This is a genomic window from Actinoallomurus purpureus (assembly GCF_024055795.1).
Taxonomy (GTDB): Bacteria; Actinomycetota; Actinomycetes; order Streptosporangiales; family Streptosporangiaceae; genus Actinoallomurus; species Actinoallomurus purpureus.
Genome location: NZ_JAMXMY010000029.1, coordinates 97,248 through 116,534, shown reverse-complemented (window position 1 = coordinate 116,534; position 19,287 = coordinate 97,248). Strand labels below are relative to the sequence as shown.

Here is a 19,287-nt window from a genome sequence, read left to right as displayed (position 1 = left end):
ATGCCGGTGCGGGCACCGGCATCGACTCGGCCGCCGGGGACGCGTGTCAGACCAGTGTGTCGCTGACGGCGTGGCTGCCCCTGGCGAGGAAGAAGTCCTCGATGGCGGTCCGCCACTCGCTCCTGGAGACCTGGCCGGTGTCTTGTGGGTCGAGCGCCCGGGAGAGACGTTCGATGTTCTCCACGGGGAACCCCACCGCCCCCAGCCCCTGCACGAGGTCGGCGTGCTGGACGAAGCCGTCGTCATCTCGGTCGCATATCGCGGTCAACGCCTCCGCGTAGGGCCGGACGTTCTCCTCGTACCCGTCAGGTTCGTGGAACCGGGCGTACTCCTCACTGCTCAGTTTCCCGTCATTGTTCCGGTCGAGGGTGTCGGCCAGTCCCTGCCAGTAGCGCCGGCAGCTCGCGTGGAGCGCTTGAGCCTTGGGCGAGCTCTCCGCCACGTCCAGCGCCTGGACGATCCGGTGCCCGAGCCTGTCGAAGTCCTCCGCCTCCAGGTAGCCGTTGGAGTTCGTGTCGAGAGCGTCGAACGCGGCCTTGATTCGATCCAGACGTGCATCCATCGGGGGGAACCTCCAACGAGGAGTACGATGCGGACAGTAGTACTATAACTACATATTGTGATCAATCAAGAGCCACTCGCATCGTCTGCCCCCTTTCGGGGAGCCTGGAGGCGGCGGTCATGTGTCCCAGGCGGCGCCGAGATCCAGCAGACGGTCACGGTATTCGATGTCACGCACCCAGTCCTGGGGCCAGGCGTCCGCGCCGTGGTACGCGCCGACGAAGGCACCAGCCAGAGCGGCGATGGAATCAGAGTCACCTGATGAGTACGCCGCCCGCCGGACCACTGCCTGTGGGTCTTCGGGCAGCAGCAGGAAGCAGTACAGGCCGGTGGCAAAGGCCTCCTCGGCGATCCAGCCCTCCCCGGTGGCCAGGCAGGGGTCGATCTCCGGGTCGGCAGCGGCCAGCGCGGCCTCCAACCGATCCAGCACGGCCAGGCATTCGTCCCAGCCGCGGGCGGTGAAGGACACCCGATCGGGGTCGTGCGCGTGCTCGGCCAGATCCCCCAGCCAATCGGCGCGGTAGACGGAACGGGCCTGGTGGGCGTACTCGCGCAGCAAGGGCAGCAGTTCGGCCGGGCCGGTGCCTTGTGCCAGCAACCAGACGGTGTGAGCGGTCAAGTCACTGGCCGCCAGCGCAGTGGGGTGGCCGTGCGTGAGGGCGGACTGCAACTGAGCGGCGCCCGAGCGCTGCTGCCGGTCCAACCCCGGGATGAGCCCGACCGGCGCGACCCGCATATTCGCCCCGCAGCCCTTGGAGCCGACCTCACTCGCTGCCTGCCAGGTGCCGCCGCGGCTCAGTGCCTCACACGCCCGCAGGCAAGTCATCCCCGGCGCGCGGTTGTTCTCCGGCGACCCCCACCACTGAACGAAGCGTTCACGGACCGGTGGTTCCATCCTGCCTGCCGTCAGCGGGCCGGCCGCCAGCGCCTCGATCAGCCCTTCGCCCAGCGCTATGGTCATCTGCGTGTCATCGGTGACATACGCTCGCCCCGAGGACAGGGGCAACGGCATCCTGCGCCAGGGGCCGCATTTGGCGGCGATCTGCGCGATGTCGTTGAACTCCGTCGGAAAGCCCATGGCATCTCCGATAGCCAGGCCCAGCAAGGCCCCCGTCGCCGCCTGCTTCACGCCGTCCCTCACTCCCTGATCACCCGGGCGCACAGCTTCACCACGCCTGGGAAGCCGACCATTGCTCGTCTGAACCTGATTGCTGCCGCTGCCCTGTTCCTACGCAGCCGCGTGGAGGGTATCGAAGTCGGCCCCGGCGAGATCGGGATCGAAGGCCTTGGGGCATGGGGATGTCGCGGCCCCGAGTGCCGCACGGGAGATTCGGGGCCGCGACCCGGTTCAGGCGTTCTGGGCGCCGTTGTAGACGTTCCAGGCAGCGTCGCGGTAGTAGGCGAAGTAGGAGTTGCCGTCGGTGCTCGAGCCCCAGCTACCGAAGAAGCTGGCGGTCTGTACGGCCGACCCGTCGGACTGGTAGTTGAAGATGAACGGGCCTCCGCTGGCTCCGCCGCTCAGCCCCAGACAGTTGGGGATGTGCACGCCGCCGTTGTAGCTGTCGACCGACGTGCCTTCACACCACACCGCGTAGTCAGTGCTCGCGGGGATGCCGATCGCGTGCGCGTAGTTGTTGGTCGACCAGTTGAAGCCGATGCCCGAACCGCCGACCGCGTCCTGGACGTGCGCGCCACTGTTACCGCCGGTGGTGAGCACGATGAAGGCGTTGTCACCACCGGGACTCGTGTCGTCGATACGGACGCCGGCCGACCGCCAGGTCCACCAGCCGTACGGGGCGCTGCCCTTGTTGTAGGTCGGCGCGAACTGGAAGTTGGTGTACCAGGTGCCGGTGCCGATGTCCATGACGCAGTGACGCGCCGTAGCGATCACATCATGGTTGTTGCTGGTGACGACGTTGGCGGTGCAGACGTAGTCGCCCCCGTTCGACGGGTTGTGGAAGAACAGGCGTCCGACCGTCACCCACACGCTGGCGTTGACCTGTAGCTTGCCCGCCGTGCCGGCGGGACGGGTCGCATGGATCATGCGCGGCTTTCCGCCGGGAGAACTGGTGATCTTCGCGGTACGAGGGCGCGGGGGAAGCGGAACGGGCTTTGCCGCAGCCAGGCGCTGCGGCGTCCAGTAGGAGCGCACCGCCCGGGTCGAGGAGTGGTTGACCGCCCAGCGGGTGTGTGGCGGAGTCGGACGGGTGGCAGCCGGCGACGTGGCCGCGTGGGCTCCCGAGATGAGCGCGCCGAACACGGCCATACTGGCGGCGACGGCCACTGCGGTGCGGCGGAGGGATTTACGCACGGTGTCCCTTTCTGGCGGGAATGGACACCGTGATCTTGAATTGCCTAAGTAATGATCAGATAAGGATTCTGTCAACGTTTGATCACACAGGTCCGGCGCCGACCCTCGTGAGGGCGGGGGCGGCCGGTGCCGGCCGGTCGCGTAGTGGCACGCCGGCGATGCTGGTCACACGCGTCCGACATTGGCGAGGATCAGGGCACCCAGGGGTGTGAGGGTGTGGATGACGGTGTTGGCGTGGCGGCGACTGGTAACGAGGCCGGCCTCGCGCAGCACGGTGAGATTTTCGCTGGCCGATGCGGCCGACAGCCTGGTGTGCCGGGCGAGTTCGGTGGTGGTGAGGGCGTCGGCGGCGGCGCGGAGTACGGCGGCACGGCTGCGCCCGAGGAGGGCAGTGAGCGGGTCGCTGCCGGACGGGGCCGCAGTGCGCCAGTGATGGTCGATGGGGTAGGCGAGCACCGGAGGCAGGTCGCGATCGGCGAGTGCGACGGGCTTGTGCTGGCAGAAGAACGAGGGGATGAGGACGATTCCGCGGCCGTGCAGATGCAGGTCGCCGTCGACGGGATAGTCGGCCGTCAACACCGGGGGCTGCCAGCGCAGGGTGGGGTGCAGGCTGTCCAGCATGGCCTCGGTCCCGCCGGTGACGGCGATCCTGGCACGCAGCGCGCGTTCGCTGTCCAACGCGGCGATGATGTCGTGGGCGTACGGAGCGATGACCGCGTGGTGGTATCGGCGCAACGTGTCACCGAGCAGGGTCAGGGTGTCCCGGTCACCGTCGGCCAACGCCGCCGCCCACGCCGGGGCGCCGCGCGTGAAAGTGATCATTTGGAGTTCGTCGTGCAACCGGCGGCGCGGCGTGGACAGCACCGTCTCGATGGAGGTCTCCAGGTCGGCGGACCCGCTGCTGTTCGCAGTGCTCGGGGTCAGGAAGTCGGGGAAGTAGGACGCCCGCGGATACAGCGGGTTGAGTAGATGCCGGACCTGGCCGGTCATCCCGGCGCGGGCCAGGTCGGCACGGGCTCGGCGGCGCCACTGCCCGTAAATGGCCCGGCGATCATCGGCCTGCAGGCGGTGCAGGCTGAAGACGATCTCCCAGGGGTGATTGACCCCTGCCGCGATCCTGGTCCGCGCCAGGTCTTCGCCCGTGAAGTGAATGCGCAGCATGCCTGGTCCCCCGCATGCTTCGCGGGAACTCGACAATTCCCGCATTTCCCCACATTCTGCCCAGCAGCAGCGGCGTGAGCTGCGTCTTTCGGCACATACCGAAAGTGGACGACAGAACGACTGGCCGCTTGCCAGCATCCGAGGCGAGACCCTCGTACAACCGGTCTCGGCGGAACGATCCGAAGCAGTTGACAGAGGGAGATACCCCATCATGACACGAATCGGACAAGCGCTACGCATGGCTTCATTTGCCGGCGTCCTCGCCGTGGGAACGATCATCGTTCCGACCACCGCCGCATACGCGAGTGCTGGGAACTGCTCGAACGGCGAATACTCCGGTAACGGCTGGTGGGCTTACTGCGCTACGCAGACCAACCCCGGCAAGGACGGCTGGCGCGCCATCGCGTACTGCGACCATCAGGGGCGCGCATCCACGACTGTCTACGGTCCATGGAAGGGCGGCGTTTCCGCCGGAAACTCGTACGCCATCTGCCCGGGCGGATATGACGTGGTCGGCGGAACTTATCAGACGACAACAAATCGCCCATAGCGCGGATCGGCGAATGTCGGCCCAAGGGTGCCTCCGCCACGGCTGCGACGCGCCGTCGCCGCCATGGCGGTCGCCGTGCCCGAGTTCGGTTACAGGTCACGCCGCCTCATCGGCGTCCAGGAACCCTCGGATCACTTTGGCGACGGCGTCGGCGTTCTCCATGTGCAGGTGATGGCCGCCTGGAAGGGTGACGTGCTCCAAGCGCGGCACGCTTTCGATCCGCGCCCGATAGCGGTCTTCTGTCAGCGCCGTCCGCTCGGCCGTCATCAGCAGCGTCGGTGCGCTGATGTTCCGGAGGAAGGCCAGGATCTGCTCCTCGCTGAAAGTCCGGATGGACGGGTATTTGAGCCGTATGTCGCTACGCCACGAATAGCCGCCCGGAACCTCCCGCAGGTCTCGTTCGATCAGCCTCTCGGCGGTGTCCAACAGCATGTCGGCCAACTGGACGCGACTCTTGGCCGCCTGGGCAGGGCTCCGGTAAACGGGCTGTTCGTGATCGCCGAGGTAGGCGTTCAGGTAACGCGCCACGGTGGCAGGGGTGTCCGTGGCGCTTGCCGGAAGCGGTCCGATGGCGTCGATGAGCACCAACCGGGCGATCTTCTCCGGGTGAATGCCGGCGATGAGGGTGGACAGCGCGCCGCCGAGCGAGTGCCCGATCAGGTTGAACCGCTCCCACCCCTGGACCTGTGCCAGTTCCAGGAGATGCGCCACGTGATCCAGGTACGGGTAGGTGGCCGCTGGGAGGGGATCGGACAAGCCGTGTCCCGGAAGATCGACGGCGACCAGGTCGACGTCCGCCATGCGTTCGAACAGCGGTCCAAAGCTCGCGCAGTTGTCCAGCCAGCCGTGCAGGCAGAGGGTCGGGAGTCCGCCGCGGGCGGTGGTCCGCCGTCCACGCAGTGTGAGCCGCCCGCGGGCGAGCGGAACGCAGAGTTCCTCCATGTCACCCCGCCGCCTTCTCGTCCGGCGCACCCGGGTGGGCGAGAAGCCGGTCGGCGAGTTCCGCGACGCTCGGCCCCTTCATCAGTTCCAGGATCGTCACCTTGACCCCCAGCTCCCGCTCCACCCAGGCACTGATCTCCACCGCGAGCAGCGAGTCGAGGTAATCCATCAGGGGCATGTCCTCGTCGAGTTCGTCGAATGGAACCCCCAGCACGGTGGCGATCCGCGCCTTCAGCCCCCCTCTGAGCAACTCGCCGCGTGCATCACCCGGACAGGACCGCAGCCGGTGGCGCAGGGACCCCGAGGTCGCGTCGCCGGCCGGTGCCGCGTCGGCCGTGACCACGTGCTCGTACCGCGGCTGGGCGCTCCCGTCCAGACCGTGGTGCCGGAAGAACCGCGGCCAGTCGATCGGGACCACGCCCACCTGGGGGAACGAGCCGGAGCAGAGCGCTCTCACCGCCTCGAACATCTGCTTCGCCGTGAACGACCGCATTCCCGTCGCGGCGACCAGGCGCGCCACGTCGTCGTGACGGGCGACGTACCCGACATCGGACACGGCCCCCAGATTCACCGCGAGCGCCGGTCGGCCGCGTGCGTGCCGAGCCGCGGCGAGGTGGTCGAGGAAGGCATTGGCGGCGGCGTAGTTCGCCTGTCCGACGTTGCCGATCATCGACGTCGCGGACGAGAACAGGACGAACGCGTCGAGCGGCAGATCCGCGGTCAGCTCGTGCAGGTGCAGGGCGCCCAGCGCCTTGGGAGCGAAGACCCGTGCCAGACGTTGCTCGTCCAGGTCGGTGAGCAGAGCGTCGTCGAGCACCATGGCGCCGTGCACCACGCCCCGGAGCGGCGGCAGCTCACGATCGATGCGGTCGAGCAGCCCCGCCAGCTCGGAACGCGACGTGACGTCCACGGCCTCGGCGAGTACCCGTACCCCGCGGGCTCGCAGGTCCGCGACCCGCGCACGCGCCTTCGCGTCCCTCGGCCCGGAACGCCCGATGAGCACGAGATCCCGTACTCCCGCATCGGCCAGTGAGTCGGCCATCGCCAGCCCGACGCCGCCCAGCCCGCCGCTGATCAACCAGGTCCCGCGCGGCGGTGACGGCGGACCGGGATCCGCCATGACGCCGACCTCGCGCTCGTCCATCGCCACGACGAGCTTGCCGATGTGCTTGGCCGCGGCCAGCGTGCGGAAGGCCGTCTCGGCCTGGGACGGATGAAAGACGCGGTGCGGTAGCGGGCACAGCGCGCCCTCCGCGAAGAGCCTCAGCAGTGTGTCGAGCTCGGCCCGGACCTCCCGAGGCCGGTCGAGGAGCATCTGCCGGAGGTCGAAACCGAAGTACGCCAGGTTCCGCAGGAACGGCCGGAGCCCGAGCTTCTGGTCGTCGAGCTGGCCGCGTTTGCCGATCTCGACGAAGCGTCCGTACGGCGCGAGGCAGGCGATGCTCCGCGTGACCGTCTCACCCGCGAGCGAGTTCAGGACCACGTCGACTCCCCTCCCGTCCGTCGCCGCCCGTACCTCGTCGGCGAAGGCGAGGGACCGGGAGTCCATCACGTGGCGCACGCCGAGCGCGCGGAGCAGCGCCCGTTTCTCGGGCGTACCGGCGGTCGCGAAGACCTCGGCGCCGGCCAGTCGGGCGATCTGCACGGCCGCCAGGCCCGTACCGCCGGCCGCCGAATGGATCAGCACGCGCTCTCCCTTCCGCAGCCGCGCCAGCTTGGTCAGCGCGAACCACGCGGTCAGGAACACGATGGGCGTCGAGGCGGCCTCCTCGAAGCTCATGCCTTCGGGCTTGGCAACGACGCTCGCCGCGTTCACCGTGACGTGCGACGCCAGAGTGCCCTGGGTGGCGGTGACGGCGATGACGGCATCGCCGGGCCGGATGCCCATGACACCCTCACCGACGCGGGTGACGATTCCGGCGCATTCGGCGCCGAAACTCAGGCGATGCTCCGACTCCAGGGGCGGGACCTGGCCGAGCGCGGTCATCACGTCCAGGAAGTTGAGGCCCGCGGCGATGATCTCGACCTCTACGCACCCGGCCGCGGGGGCCGCCCGTTCGCAGGCACGGTATCGCAGCGCGTCCAGCGATCCGGGCGTTCGCATCGCGAGCGCGAACCCCGTGTCGGCCGGCAGGCTCCGCGCGTCCACCGGCGTGTGGATCTCGTCGTGCGGCAGCGGCATGAGCCGGCGGGTGAAGCGTTCCCCGGCCCGCAGCACGACCTCCCGCTCCTGATCCTGAGCCCATAGCTCGGCCCAGACGGCGTCCGACTCCCCGGGGGCGGGCGTGGCGTCCAGGTCGATCGCCTTGCAGCGCGTCTGGGGCAGTTCGAGCCCGGTCACCACGGCGAGCCCCCACGCCGGAGCGCCCTCCAACCGCACTGTGTCGTTGCGGAAGGCGTGGGCACCACGTGTCAGGACGTACCAACGCGGCCACGCGGGAGCGGCCTTCCGGTCGAGAGCCTGCATGATGCGGGTGGCCTCGAGGAACGCCTCGCGCCCCGCCTGCTCCGCCGCCGGCCCGTCGCCTGCGGTGTCGGGGCCGGGATTCCAGAGATGGATGATCCCTTCCAGTTCGAGCGGCGCGAGCAGCCGGTCGAGGTCCTCCGCCTGGATCGGCCGGGGCACCCGCCGGCCTCCCGTCGCGTGGCACGGACGCGTGAAGACCGCGCACCCGCCGCGCTCTTCGATCCGGCGCGCCAGGTCCGCGCCGAGCCCGTCCGGATCCCCGACGATCAGCCAGTCGCCGAGCCGGTCCGGCTCGCCATCGCACCGCGCGGGCGGGCGGGCGGCCGCCGCCGGGGCCATGGCCGGGGCGCGAGCGAGCAGCACGGCCTGTGCGCCTGCCCCCTGATGGTCGGGGTCTCCCAGCGCGACCACGTCGTCGTATCCGACGGAACGTAGCAGGCCCTCCCACGCGGTCGGCGGCAGCAGCGGTCCGTCGGGACGGAGTTGCAGATCACGGAAGGCCCACCAGCCCGCGGTGAGCCCGAAGGTGAGGTCCAGCCAGCGGCTGCCGGGCGCGGCCTCGATCATGGCCATCACACCGCCCGGCGCGAGCGCCTCCTGAATGTTCAGCAGCGTCCTCTTCAGGTCCGCCGTCGCGTGGACGACGTCCGAAGCCAGCACGAGATCGAATGATCCGGGCGTGATGCCCTGGTCCTCCAGGTCGTGGGCGAGATCGAGGGTGCGGAAGTCGACGAATCCGTACCGCCGGAATCGTTCGCGCGCGCTCTGAACGAACGCCGCGGACACGTCCGTGAACACGTACTCGCACCGATCCGCGGGCAGGGCCGGAAGCACGTTCGCCGTAAGGCCGCCGGTACCGCCGCCGACCTCCAGGACACGAACCGTACGCCGCCGGTCGGCCGCCCGGACGAGGCGATCGACCGCCTGCTTGACCAGTGTGTTGTAGTACCTGGCCACCGGTGAGCTCTGGTAGATGGGCTCCGTCTCCTCCTGCGAGCCCTCCGGGAACAGCAGGGAGAGGGGGTCTGCCGCGCCGACGAGCACATCGTGGAGACGTGGTCCGGTCCGACGGAGCAAGAGGAGTTCCCAGACGCACGCCGGGTGACGGTTCAGCGTCTGCGCCCACAGCGTCTCTGGATCCGGATCCACAGCGGCTTCGACCCGGAAACGGCCGTGGCTCTCACTCAGCACGCCGTCTTCGACCAGGAACCGCAGGAATCCGGTGAACGCCCGCTCGTACTCTGGTCGCAGCCCGGTGAAGTCCGGCACGGCGAAGACGTCTCCGACGGCCGGTTCGCGACCGAAGGCACGCAGACACCGGACCACGTACGCGGCGCACAGCCGACGCAGGTCCGCCTGGTAGCCGGTCGTGTACTCCCGTCGATGAAAGCGCTGGGCGAGGGTCCGGAGCGTCGGCTCCAGCCCTACCCGAAGATCGTTCGGAGAGAGTGTGCAGGCGCTCGATCGCGGCTCCGCGCCCGCACCCCGCCGCCGACCGGGCTGCCACCGCGGACGGTAGAAGTGCTCGCCGACACCTCCGGCCGAGTCGGGTGCGGCCTGGCGCACCGCCTTGCCGGCCAGCGCGGCGAACTCCGCGATCACCCGCCCTCGCTCGTCGAGCACGTAGACGTCGACCGACAGCCCGCCGGCGTTCAGCCTGCGCGGTCGCGTGTAGCACCACACGGGCAGGTCCACCTCGCCGTAGAGGCGCACCCTCTCGATACTCGTCGGCAGGAAGGGGAACGGCAGGAGGTCCTCGTCGGGACGCTCGTCCGAGGGATGGAGGATGGCGCTCTGGAAGCAGGCGTCGAGCACCGCTGGATGGAACAGGTAGCCCGCCGACCGGTTCTTCAGTACCCGAGGAAGCCGTACGTGCGCGAGCCCCTCCCCCGATCCCATGTGCAACCGGTCGATGCCGCAGAACGCCGGCCCGTACGCGTAGCCCTTCCGCCGCATCATGCGGTACACGTCCATGGCCCCGTAGGAGGCCGTGCAGCGTGCGCGGATCGCGTCCAGATCGAACACCTGAGCCGGGCCCTCTCCGGCCGGGACCGGGTAGAACCGGCCGGACACGTCACGGACCCACCTGTCCCCGCGGACGTCACGGCTGTGGAACACGAACGTGCCCTGATCCGGATCGAGCTCGATCCGGCTGACCCGTGGCTCGTCGCCGAGGGTGCAGGGCCGCTCGAACTCCAGGAGTTCCAGTGCGCACGACTCACCGGTGAGCTCGCGCGCGGCCGCCAGGGCCGCTTCGACGTACGCCGCGCCGGGCACGATCACCGAGCCGAACACGTCGTGTTCCCTGACCCAGGCGAGACGGTGATCGTCCCATTTGATCTCCCAACTCGGCCGTACGGCGTCGACCCGGCCCAGCATCGGGTGCTGCTGACCGCCCGTGCGGTGCCGACGCGAGACCGCGCTCTCGTTCCAGAAGGATTCGTGGATCCACGGGTTCGTCGGCAGATCGAGGGCCTTGGCTCCGGCGGGATGGCGTCGATGCCACGCCACGTCGCGTCCGGCGGTGTAGAGCCGGCCGAGTGCGCTGAGGAAGCACGCCCAGTCGTCCTTCCCGCGTACGAGTGACGAGACCGCGATCGTGTCGCCGGCCGTGTCGCCGAGAATCTCCTTGAGGGAGCCGACCAGCACCGGGTGCGGACTCAGCTCGACGAAGGTGTCGAATCCGTCGGCGAGCATCGCGCGGATCGCCGGTTCGAACAGCACCGGTCGGCGGAAGTTCCGCCACCAGTACGCCGCGCCGAGCTCGTGGCCGTCGATCGGCGCGCCGGTGACCGTCGAGTACATCGGGATCGCCGTCGCGGTGCCCGTCACGTCCGTCAGCTCGGCCAGCAGTTCGTCGCGGAGGGGGTCCATGTCGGGGCTGTGGCACGCGCAGTTGACGCGGAGCATCCGCGCGAAGACATCGCGCGCCTGAAGCTCGTTCTCCAGTGCCTCGAGCGCTTTCCGGTGGCCCGACAGGGTCGAGGCGCGCGGGCTGTTCTCGGCGGAGACCCAGAGGTCGCCGGGCCGGTCGTCGCAGAGCGCCTGTGCCTCGTCCCTGGGCAGGGCGACGAACATCATCGCGCCGGTCGGGTCGGCCTTCTCCTGAATGCGCGCCCGGTTACAGATCACCTTCAACGCCGTGTCGAGGTCGAGCCCGCCGGACAGGTGCGCGGCGGCTATCTCGCCCATGCTGTGCCCCGCGACGCCGTCCGGGGTGACGCCCCAAGATCTCCACAGTTCGGCGAGGGCGAGCTGGATGGCGAACATCGTCGGCTGGAGGCGGTGGGTCTCCTGCACGCGCGAGGACGCCTCGTCCGGGGCGGTCAGGGCATCGTGGATCGACCAGTCCAGGTACCGGCGGGCGAGCTCGTCGCACTCCATGACCTTCGCGCGGAACACCGGGCTCGTCTCCAGCAGGGTCCGGCCCATCGCGTACCACTGCGGGCCCTGGCCGTTGCACAGGAACGCGACCTTCCCTCCGGCGCCGCGTGCCCTGCCGGCGATGACTCCTTCGGCCGGCCGTCCGTCGGCGTGCTCGCGCAGCTTCGCCGCCGCGTCCGAAGCGTCCGCGGCCACCACTGCCAGCCGGTGACCGTGGTGGCCCCGGCGCAGCGCCAGGTTGGCCGCGAGCTGCTCGAGGTCGACCGGCCGTGTCTCCAGCCGCTCGGCGTACGCGCGCGCCAGACGGGTCAGGGCCGCGTCGCTCCGCGCGCTCAGGGGCAGGATCGCCGGGGTGCCCGGCGCGGCCGTCGGGCCGGCCTCGGCGCGCGGGTCCGGAGGCTCCTCGACCACGACATTGGCGTTCGTACCGCCGAAGCCGAAGGAGTTGACACTGGCGACGGCCCGCGGATGGCGCTCCGGCCAGGGAATGGTCGTCGTCGGCACCGACAGCCGCAGGCCGGCGAGGTCGATCTCCGGATTGGGCACCTGGAAATGAAGGTTGGGCGGGATCCGGCGGTGATGGACGCAGAGCACCGCCTTGATCAACCCGGCGATGCCCGCGGCGGCCTCCAGGTGGCCGATGTTCGTCTTGATCGACCCGATGAACGTGACGTCCTTCGGGTCCCGGCCGTCCGCCAGCACCGCGCCGAGCGCGGCCGCCTCGATCGGATCGCCCACCGGCGTTCCGGTGCCGTGTGCCTCGATGTAGCCCACCTCACCCGGGCGTACCCCCGCCCTCGCGAGGGCGGTGCGGAAGTTCGCCGCCTGAGCGGCCGCGTTCGGCACCGTGATCCCCTGAGTACGGCCGTCCTGGTTGACGGCCGTACCGCGGATCACGCCGTAAACACGGTCGCCGTCGCGGCGCGCCTTGGCGAGCGGCTTCAAAACGACGACCCCGGCGCCTTCGCCTCGTACGTAACCATTGGCGGAGGCGTCGAAGGCCCTGGACCGGGCGTCGGGCGACAGCATCGCCGCCTGACTCAGGGCGATGGAGAACTGCGGGGTCAGCATCACGTTGACGCCGCCGGCCAATGCCAACTCACTCTCGCCGCGCGCCAGGCTCTCACAGGCCAGGTGCACCGCCACCAACGACGACGAGCAGGCCGTATCGATCGTCATGCTCGGACCGCGCAGGTCCAGCATGTAGGAGAGCCGGTTCGCCAGGATGCTCATGAAGGTGCCGGTGGCCGAGTGCGGCCCCATGCCCTCGATCTCCGCCGGCGAGGATTGGAGCCCTCCGTAGTCCTGGCTGGACGCCCCGACGAACACTCCCGTTCCGCCGCCGGCCAGGCTGTCGGGCGCGATGCCGGCGTCCTCGAGCGTCTCCCAGCACACCTCCAGGAGCAGACGCTGCTGCGGGTCCATCTGGTCGGCGACGCGATGGGAGATGCCGAAGAAGGCCGCGTCGAAGGCGTCCGCGCGATCGAGAAAGCCGCCCTCCCGGGCGTTCATCCGGCCGGGCTGCCGGGGCTTTGGCGCGTAGTACCGCTCGACGTCCCAGCGGTCGGCGGGAACGGGCCTGATCGCATCGACACCGTTCTCGAGGAGGCTCCAGAGCGACGCGGGATCCGTGGCTCCGCCGGGCAGCCGGCAACCGATGCCGATGACGGCGATGGGTTCCCCGCCCTTCTGCTCCGTGGGACTCAATCACGCCTCCGGGTCTGCGAGTTGCTTGAGGGCTGAAAGGACCTGCGACGTCGTAAAGACGTCCTGTGCCGCGTCGAACTCGCGGTACGCGCTGGTGTCGGGAAACGGGTAACGGCCTCCGAACCAGGACCCGTCGGGCCGTCGGCGTCCGAGCAGCCACGTCACGCCACGCCGGACCGCGGGATCGCCGGTGGTCATCCCGGCGTCGGCGAGCGTCCGCAGCGCGAGTGCGGTGTGCTGCTCGGGCGACGAGAAGTCCCCGAACCCTTCCACCTCGCTGTGCCAGCTACCGTCGTGTCTCTGTCGGGCGAGCACGAAGTCGCGCGCCGCCCCGGCCACGGCGTGATACCCATAGCTCGCCAGGGCGGCGACCGCCGGTCGTATGAGGTAATAGTGACTGTTGTAGTAGTACCAGTTGATGCCGAAGTGGCCGCCGTCCTTCTGCGCCTTGGCGAGAAAATCAAGGGCCTCGTCGAGGTACAGCGGTTCAATGTCGAGGCCGAGCAGCGCCATGAGCGCGAATCCAGTCACCGACGGCTCGGCCTGGAAGGCTCTCGGGATATGCGAATGCACTTCTTCCCAAGGACCCGAAGGAAGTTGCCGACTCCGGAGAAACGCGGCTTTCCTCCGCGCGTCGTCGAGGTGTCCGAGGAGGGTGAGGCTCGCGATGTATTCGCTGCTCGTCTCCGTGCAGTACTCCGCCGGGCCGGTCTCCTTCACCCCCCAGCTCAGCATTCCACTGGGCTTCTCCCGGGCCCGCAGGAACGCCAGCACACCTTCCACCAGGCCGGCATCGTCGAAGGACACCGCGTCGCGCCAAAGCGCGGTCGCCTTGAGCGCGTTCACCGAGTCCCATTCCTGGAATATCAGCGTCCCCGGGTCCTCGGCGATGGATCCGTCCGGGAGTCGGCACCGCTGAAAGTACGCGAGCGAATCGCGAACGATCTGACCGAGCGCCACGCCCTGCGCAGCACATACCTCTTCCAACATGTGGCCGCTCTCAGCAATGCGGTCGGTGTCCGACTTCGCGGTTTCTCATTGATGCCTGAACGTCGCGCGCCGCCACCACGCCCGTCGGCGAACGGGCCGGGGAAGGAGACGGGTGACCCGGGCGGTACGCCGAGGCGTCCGCCTTTCACACCGGATCGATGCCACGCGCCGGCGTCGGCGGCCTTTCACGGGGAGAGCGGGGATCGAAGGATCCGCCGAGCGGCGATCGCAGCCACGTGCGCCGGGCCACGGACGCTAAACCACGCCACACCGACACTGGCGGCCTGACGTCCATGCGATCATGAAACCGCAGCCACGGCCGTGACCGCAAGGTTTCTGGGGTGCGGAGGACCAACCCCAGGATGGCCGCAGCCGGCAGATAGGTCACGACACTGACGAACAAGGGGCGGTAGACGGCCGGTTCCCGCCGCTCCGGTTTGAAACTTTCTGGTTTTCGAGAGCGTTTTCCCATGTCCGCAGCGGCTTCCACCGACGCTCATTGACATGGCTGCGACGGTTTAGCACCGTGCTCCATTGTTAGCGTCGCCGCAATGGAGGAATCGGATGCACCAACGAGGACTACTCAGGGGCCTTATCGCTTGTGCCTTGGCCGCCTGCCTGGTCGGCATCGCGGTGACGATCAAGGTCATGGCGCACGCTGCCTCGGCCGGCTGTCAGGTCACGTACACCGTCGGCACGCAGTGGGCCGGCGGCTTCAGCGCCAACGTCGCGATCAAGAATCTTGGTGATCCGCTCGCGAGCTGGACCCTGCGCTGGAACTTCGGTGCCGGGCAGACGATCAGCCAGGCCTGGAACGCCGGCGTGACGCAGAGCGGCAGTGCGGTGACCGCCTCCAACGCGAGCTGGAACGGCTCCCTGGCAACGGGCGACAGCACCTCGTTCGGATTCAACGGCACGTGGAACAACTCCAGCAATGACGTGCCGACCGGCTTCACGCTGGGCGGCGTCGCCTGCACGGGCAGCGCGACCACTTCCCCGACCCCGAGCCCGACCACCTCACCGACCCCGGGCACCCCGCCCGTGCGGACGGTGCGGGTCTTCTGGCTCAAGCCGTCGGACGTGACGTACGACCAGCGGTACCCGGACGGGATGACCAACGTCATGCAGGAGGCACAGCGCTTCTTCAAGCAGGAGTTGGGCAAGACGTTCACGTTGAACAGCCCGGTCGTCGAGGTCGTCAACGGCGACAAGCCGCGAAGCTGGTACGAGAACACACCGAATTGCGGTGATAAGTACTGGTGGGCGGTGTGCAACATGGAGGACGAGCTGCGCCGCAAGTTCGGGCTTGGCGCACCGGACAGCCGTTGGATCAACGTCGGCGAGGTCAGCGCCGAAGGTGACGGCGCCGGTGGTGGCGGCGGCAACGGATGGGTGATCCTCAGCGGCCACGACGCCGACGGCGCCGCAGGACTGGGCGGCCCGATGAATCGGTGGTACGGCGGCATGGTGCACGAACTGGGGCACGCGTTCGGCCTGCCCGACGCCACGTCCACCGACGGAACGTGCATGTCGGCCTCCCTCTACGACTACCCGAACTGCCACTTCAGCCAGACGCAGAAGAACGGCATCCTGGGCGGCCCCTACGGCGGCTTCCTCTCCTGATCAGTGACGGGCGGCGTGACCGGCCGTCACGCCGCCCCTGATCCACGCCGAGCCGAACACAGGCGACGTGGGCGGAGATCACGTGCCGGCGTCGTCGTCCTCGAGGGCGGCGGCTTCTTCATCGTCTCTGATCGGGATCCACGGACCCCTAAGGAAACCCGTAAGCCTGTCGACGGTGACGGTGTTGGCGGCCACGGCCGCGTACAGCGTCTCCAGGTTCGGATAGCCCAGCTCGGTGCCCAGCTGGAGCATCGTGCCGTCGCTCTCCAGGTCCAGCAGGTTGGCCCCGCGTGAAGCGAGTGAGTCGGCGACCAGCCGCCGCCCGGCGAGCCCGGCCGTATCGGTACGCCGATCGGCGAGCCACTGGGCGATGTGGACCCGGGCGTGTCCGGTGCGGGCGGACTCCAGCCAGGCCTCCGACGGGCCGGACTCGGTCTCCGCGGCGGTGAGGACCTCGATCACCTGGCCGTCTTCGAGTGGGGCCGTCATCGGGGACAGGCGGCCGTTGGTCAGGGCCCCGATGGCGCGATGGCCGGTGTCGGCGTCCAGCGCGTAGGCGAAGTCGATGGCGGTCGCGCCGGCCGGGAGCGGGACGACGTCCCCGGACGCGGTGAAGGTCACTATCCCGGCGCTGCGCAGGTCCACGCGCAGGCTGTCGAGGAACTCCGCCGAGGGGGCGTGCGCCTGCCAGGCGAGCAGGTTCCGCAGCCACTGCAGGTCGGCCCGCTGCGCGACCTGGCGGGCCTGCGCGTCGGACGCCCGGGCGGCGTCCTGGATCTGGCTGATGATGCCGTACTCGGCGATGCGGTGCATCTGCCTGGTGCGGATCGCCAGCTCCAGGACCTCGCCGCTCGGGATGACCACCGAGGTGTGCAGCGATTGGTACATGTTGTACTTCGGCAGCGCGATGAAGTCCTTCATCCGGCCCGGCAGCGGACGCCACAGCCCGTGAATCGCCCCAAGGGCGACATAGCAGTCGGCGGCGTCGCCGTCGACGAGCACGGTGATCCGGGTCGCCTCCCCCATCCGGAGTGGATCGGCGGGGCTGATCGGCGGTGTACGGCGGTCCTGGTTCAGGGAGTACAGGTGCCGGTCCCGGGTGACCACCTGCGCGCTCAGGTGTGACTCGGCCAGGGCCTTGCGCAGCCGCTCCACCAGTGGGTCGAGCTGGGCGGCCCGGCCGGTGGCGCTGTCGACCACCGCCGCACGCGTCCGCTCGTACTCATGCGGGTGCAGGCACGCGAACGCGATGTCCTCCATCTCGCGCTTGAACACATAGATGCCCAGCCGTTCGGCGAATGGCACGAGCAGTTCCAGCGTCGCTCCCGCGATCCGCCGGCGCTTCTCCGGCTTCGGATGGAAGCGCAGGGTCCGCAGGTTGTGCACCCGATCGGCGAGTTTGATCACCAGGACGCGTAGATCGTCGGCGGCCGCAAGGATGATCTTCCGGAACGTCTCGGCCTCGGCCCGGTCTCCCCATTTGGAGCCGTCCAGCTTCGTCACGCCGTCGACCAGGATGGCGACCTCCTCGCCGAACTCCGCATGAACCTGGCCCAGCGTGAGGTCGGTGTCCTCGACCGTGTCGTGCAGCAGCGTGGCGACCAAGGTGGTGGTGTCCATGCCCAGATCCGCCAGGATGAGCGCCACCGCGAGCGGGTGCGTCACATACGGTGCGCCCGATTTCCGGGTCTGTCCGCGGTGATACTGCTCGGCCACCACGTAGGCGTACCGCAGCAGCTGCGTGTTGGCTTTCGGGAAGTGCGCCTTGTGCGCGGCGATCAGTGGATCGGCGGCACGATCCTCACCGACCCGGCGGAACCACCCCGCCGGGTCGGTCAACCGGCTCAACCGGCTGAGCCGAGGGACACGACGCGGACCGCCGGTCGTCGCCGGTTCGCCGGTCGGCTCCTGACCCATCCCTCAACCCTTTCCGGTGCTCAGGCCTCTGCCTCATGCAACACGCCTCCGCCGCGACGCGCCTCCCCTTCACCTGATTCCCGCAGATGCGGCCACTGTAGGCCAGCGGCGGGGTCCCGCTCGGTCAACGCGAGCGGTGTCGATTCCGAATCGATACCGGAGAACACTCAGTCGCCGGCACCGGTGGCCACTCTCCTCCGGAGTCGGAGCCCGGCGGTCACAACGGATGCGAGGAGAGCGATCAGGGTGCTGCCACCGGCGATCATCCCCAGCGCCGACCAGGGCACGACCAGTACGGGCGATCCGACCAACCTGCCCAAGGCCAGGCCCATCGCGGCGAGGAGGAGCGCGGAGACCGCGGCGGCGAGCGCCACACCGGTGGTCACGAGCAGCAACGATTCCCCTGTGACCATCGATAGCACCTGACGGCGGGTGGCGCCGGAGAGCCGGAGCACGGTGAATTCGCGATCCCGTCCGGAGATGGAGGTCAGGGAGGTGGTCGCGATCGCCAGAGCGCTGTAGGCGATGGCGACGCCGAGAAGGACCACCAGACCGAGTTCGGTCTGGCGTTGCTGACGGTCGCCTACGGCGGCGGTCCACCGCGCGGTCGGCACCGTCCGTGCCCCCGTGCCGTAGGTGGCGGCGCGCAACGCGGTAAGGGCCGCGGCGCGGTCTGCTCCAGGCCGCAGCCGGACATGGACACGGTCCGGCAGTGCACGTCCGGCGTTCCCACCGGTCACCACCAGGCGGTCACCGAGACCGGCATCGAGCACCGCGGCGACGCGGAGGGTGACAGGCGTGCCGTCGGCCAGCCAGAGACGCATCACGTCTCCGACGTGCTTGTGCCAGGACCGGTCGACGGCGACGCTCTGGTCGTTCAGGCCGGCGAGGGATCCCTCGATCGCCGGGAAAGTGAGGAGGGTGCTCCTGTCCACCGCCTCGGCGGAGAAGGGGATCGGCATCGGCGCCTCGAAGTGAAGAATGCTGATCGCCGGTTCGCGGGCGAACAGCGTCGTGGTCGCGATCGTGGTCGTGTCGAGACCCCGGATGGCCTCGACCCGGTCGATGACCGTCCTGTTCAGCCCGGTGCCCGCGCCGGGCAGGACCACATAGTCCGCCTTGGCGGCCTGCCGCCGCAGGTCACGATCCTTGGCGGCGTCGGCGGTACCGGCCGCGCCCAGGATGGAGGCGGCCAGGCCGACGGTGATCAGGACGGGTGCGATGACAGCCGAGGCGCGGCGCCCCGCGGTCAGCGAGTTCTGCCGTACCAGCAGGCCGCTCGCCCGCGTCCCGACCGCGAACGGCCAGGTGAGGAACCGCACCATCGGCGGGAGCAGGACAGGGGTGAGGAGGCCGGCCGCCGCGACCAACAGCAGGGCCGACTGGACGACGTTCTTCAGGTCGACCGCACCAGCCGGATCCGCGAGCGGGATCGCGAGGACCATCACGAGCCCGCAGGCCAGCGCCGCCAGCCCCAGCAGTGTACGCACCCGCGGCACCCCGGGCCGGTCCACCGCCGCCTCGCGCAGGGCCTCGGTGGGACGGATGCGGCCGGCCCGGGCGGCCGCCACCGTCGCCGACAGCACCGCGACGCCGATCCCGGTGATGAAGGCGACGACGAGAGCCACGAACGACGCGGCGGACAGGCCGACGGTGAACCACGCGGGCGCCATA

At 69.3% G+C, this 19,287-nt stretch carries 11 protein-coding genes; 2 read left to right on the top strand and 9 right to left on the bottom strand.

From position 1 onward, the window contains the following. Nucleotides 1-46: 46 nt before the first annotated feature. From NE236_RS38280 to NE236_RS38265, 4 genes are all read right to left on the bottom strand, one after another. Nucleotides 47-562, bottom strand: a complete 516-nt coding sequence (locus tag NE236_RS38280) for an EF-hand domain-containing protein (protein WP_252847187.1) — start codon at nucleotides 560-562, stop codon at nucleotides 47-49. Between the two features lie 117 nt (nucleotides 563-679). Next, nucleotides 680-1,690, bottom strand: a complete 1,011-nt coding sequence (locus NE236_RS38275; protein WP_252847186.1) for an ADP-ribosylglycohydrolase family protein — start codon at nucleotides 1,688-1,690, stop codon at nucleotides 680-682. A gap of 219 nt (nucleotides 1,691-1,909) precedes the next feature. After that, nucleotides 1,910-2,872 (bottom strand): hypothetical protein, encoded by a 963-nt coding sequence (locus tag NE236_RS38270; protein ID WP_252847185.1) that lies wholly within the window; start codon nucleotides 2,870-2,872, stop codon nucleotides 1,910-1,912. 165 nt (nucleotides 2,873-3,037) lie between these two features. Further along, complete coding sequence (locus tag NE236_RS38265) at nucleotides 3,038-4,033, bottom strand: ArsR/SmtB family transcription factor (RefSeq protein ID WP_252847184.1); 996 nt, start codon at nucleotides 4,031-4,033, stop codon at nucleotides 3,038-3,040. Nucleotides 4,034-4,244: 211 nt separating this feature from the next. Here NE236_RS38265 and NE236_RS38260 point away from each other — a divergent pair, with 211 nt between their 5' ends. Further along, a complete protein-coding gene (locus NE236_RS38260; protein ID WP_252847183.1) occupies nucleotides 4,245-4,583 on the top strand; it encodes a hypothetical protein in 339 nt (112 codons plus the stop codon). A gap of 96 nt (nucleotides 4,584-4,679) precedes the next feature. Here NE236_RS38260 and NE236_RS38255 read toward each other — a convergent pair whose 3' ends face one another. The 3 genes from NE236_RS38255 to NE236_RS38245 are packed head-to-tail and all read right to left on the bottom strand — an operon-like array spanning nucleotide 4,680 to nucleotide 14,073. Further along, nucleotides 4,680-5,525, bottom strand: coding sequence for an alpha/beta fold hydrolase (locus tag NE236_RS38255; RefSeq protein WP_252847182.1), 846 nt, complete (start codon nucleotides 5,523-5,525; stop codon nucleotides 4,680-4,682). A 1-nt stretch (nucleotide 5,526) separates the two neighbouring features. Beyond that, nucleotides 5,527-13,083: a type I polyketide synthase gene (locus NE236_RS38250; protein WP_252847181.1), complete on the bottom strand. Its 7,557-nt coding sequence runs from the start codon at nucleotides 13,081-13,083 to the stop codon at nucleotides 5,527-5,529. Next, nucleotides 13,084-14,073, bottom strand: a complete 990-nt coding sequence (locus NE236_RS38245; RefSeq protein WP_252847180.1) for a prenyltransferase/squalene oxidase repeat-containing protein — start codon at nucleotides 14,071-14,073, stop codon at nucleotides 13,084-13,086. Between the two features lie 606 nt (nucleotides 14,074-14,679). On the opposite strand from NE236_RS38245, the gene NE236_RS38240 reads away from it, so the two are divergent. Beyond that, nucleotides 14,680-15,696, top strand: coding sequence for a cellulose-binding domain-containing protein (locus NE236_RS38240; RefSeq protein ID WP_252847179.1), 1,017 nt, complete (start codon nucleotides 14,680-14,682; stop codon nucleotides 15,694-15,696). A 78-nt stretch (nucleotides 15,697-15,774) separates the two neighbouring features. On the opposite strand, the gene NE236_RS38235 is transcribed toward NE236_RS38240, so the two are convergent. Then, complete coding sequence (locus tag NE236_RS38235) at nucleotides 15,775-17,544, bottom strand: RelA/SpoT family protein (protein WP_252847178.1); 1,770 nt, start codon at nucleotides 17,542-17,544, stop codon at nucleotides 15,775-15,777. Nucleotides 17,545-17,780: 236 nt separating this feature from the next. Further along, entirely contained in the window at nucleotides 17,781-19,286 is a 1,506-nt protein-coding gene (locus NE236_RS38230) for an FtsX-like permease family protein (protein WP_252847177.1), read from the bottom strand. Between the last annotated feature and the right edge of the window lies 1 nt (nucleotide 19,287).

Excerpts from the sequence above, each read along its gene's own strand:
- NE236_RS38230 (WP_252847177.1), bottom strand. The coding sequence starts at position 19,286 with ATGGCGCCCGCGTGGTTCACCGTCGGCCTGTCCGCCGCGTCGTTCGTG.
- NE236_RS38260 (WP_252847183.1), top strand. The coding sequence starts at position 4,245 with ATGACACGAATCGGACAAGCGCTACGCATGGCTTCATTTGCCGGCGTC.
- NE236_RS38265 (WP_252847184.1), bottom strand. The coding sequence starts at position 4,033 with ATGCTGCGCATTCACTTCACGGGCGAAGACCTGGCGCGGACCAGGATC.
- NE236_RS38245 (WP_252847180.1), bottom strand. The coding sequence starts at position 14,073 with ATGTTGGAAGAGGTATGTGCTGCGCAGGGCGTGGCGCTCGGTCAGATC.
- NE236_RS38280 (WP_252847187.1), bottom strand. The coding sequence starts at position 562 with ATGGATGCACGTCTGGATCGAATCAAGGCCGCGTTCGACGCTCTCGAC.
- NE236_RS38255 (WP_252847182.1), bottom strand. The coding sequence starts at position 5,525 with ATGGAGGAACTCTGCGTTCCGCTCGCCCGCGGGCGGCTCACACTGCGT.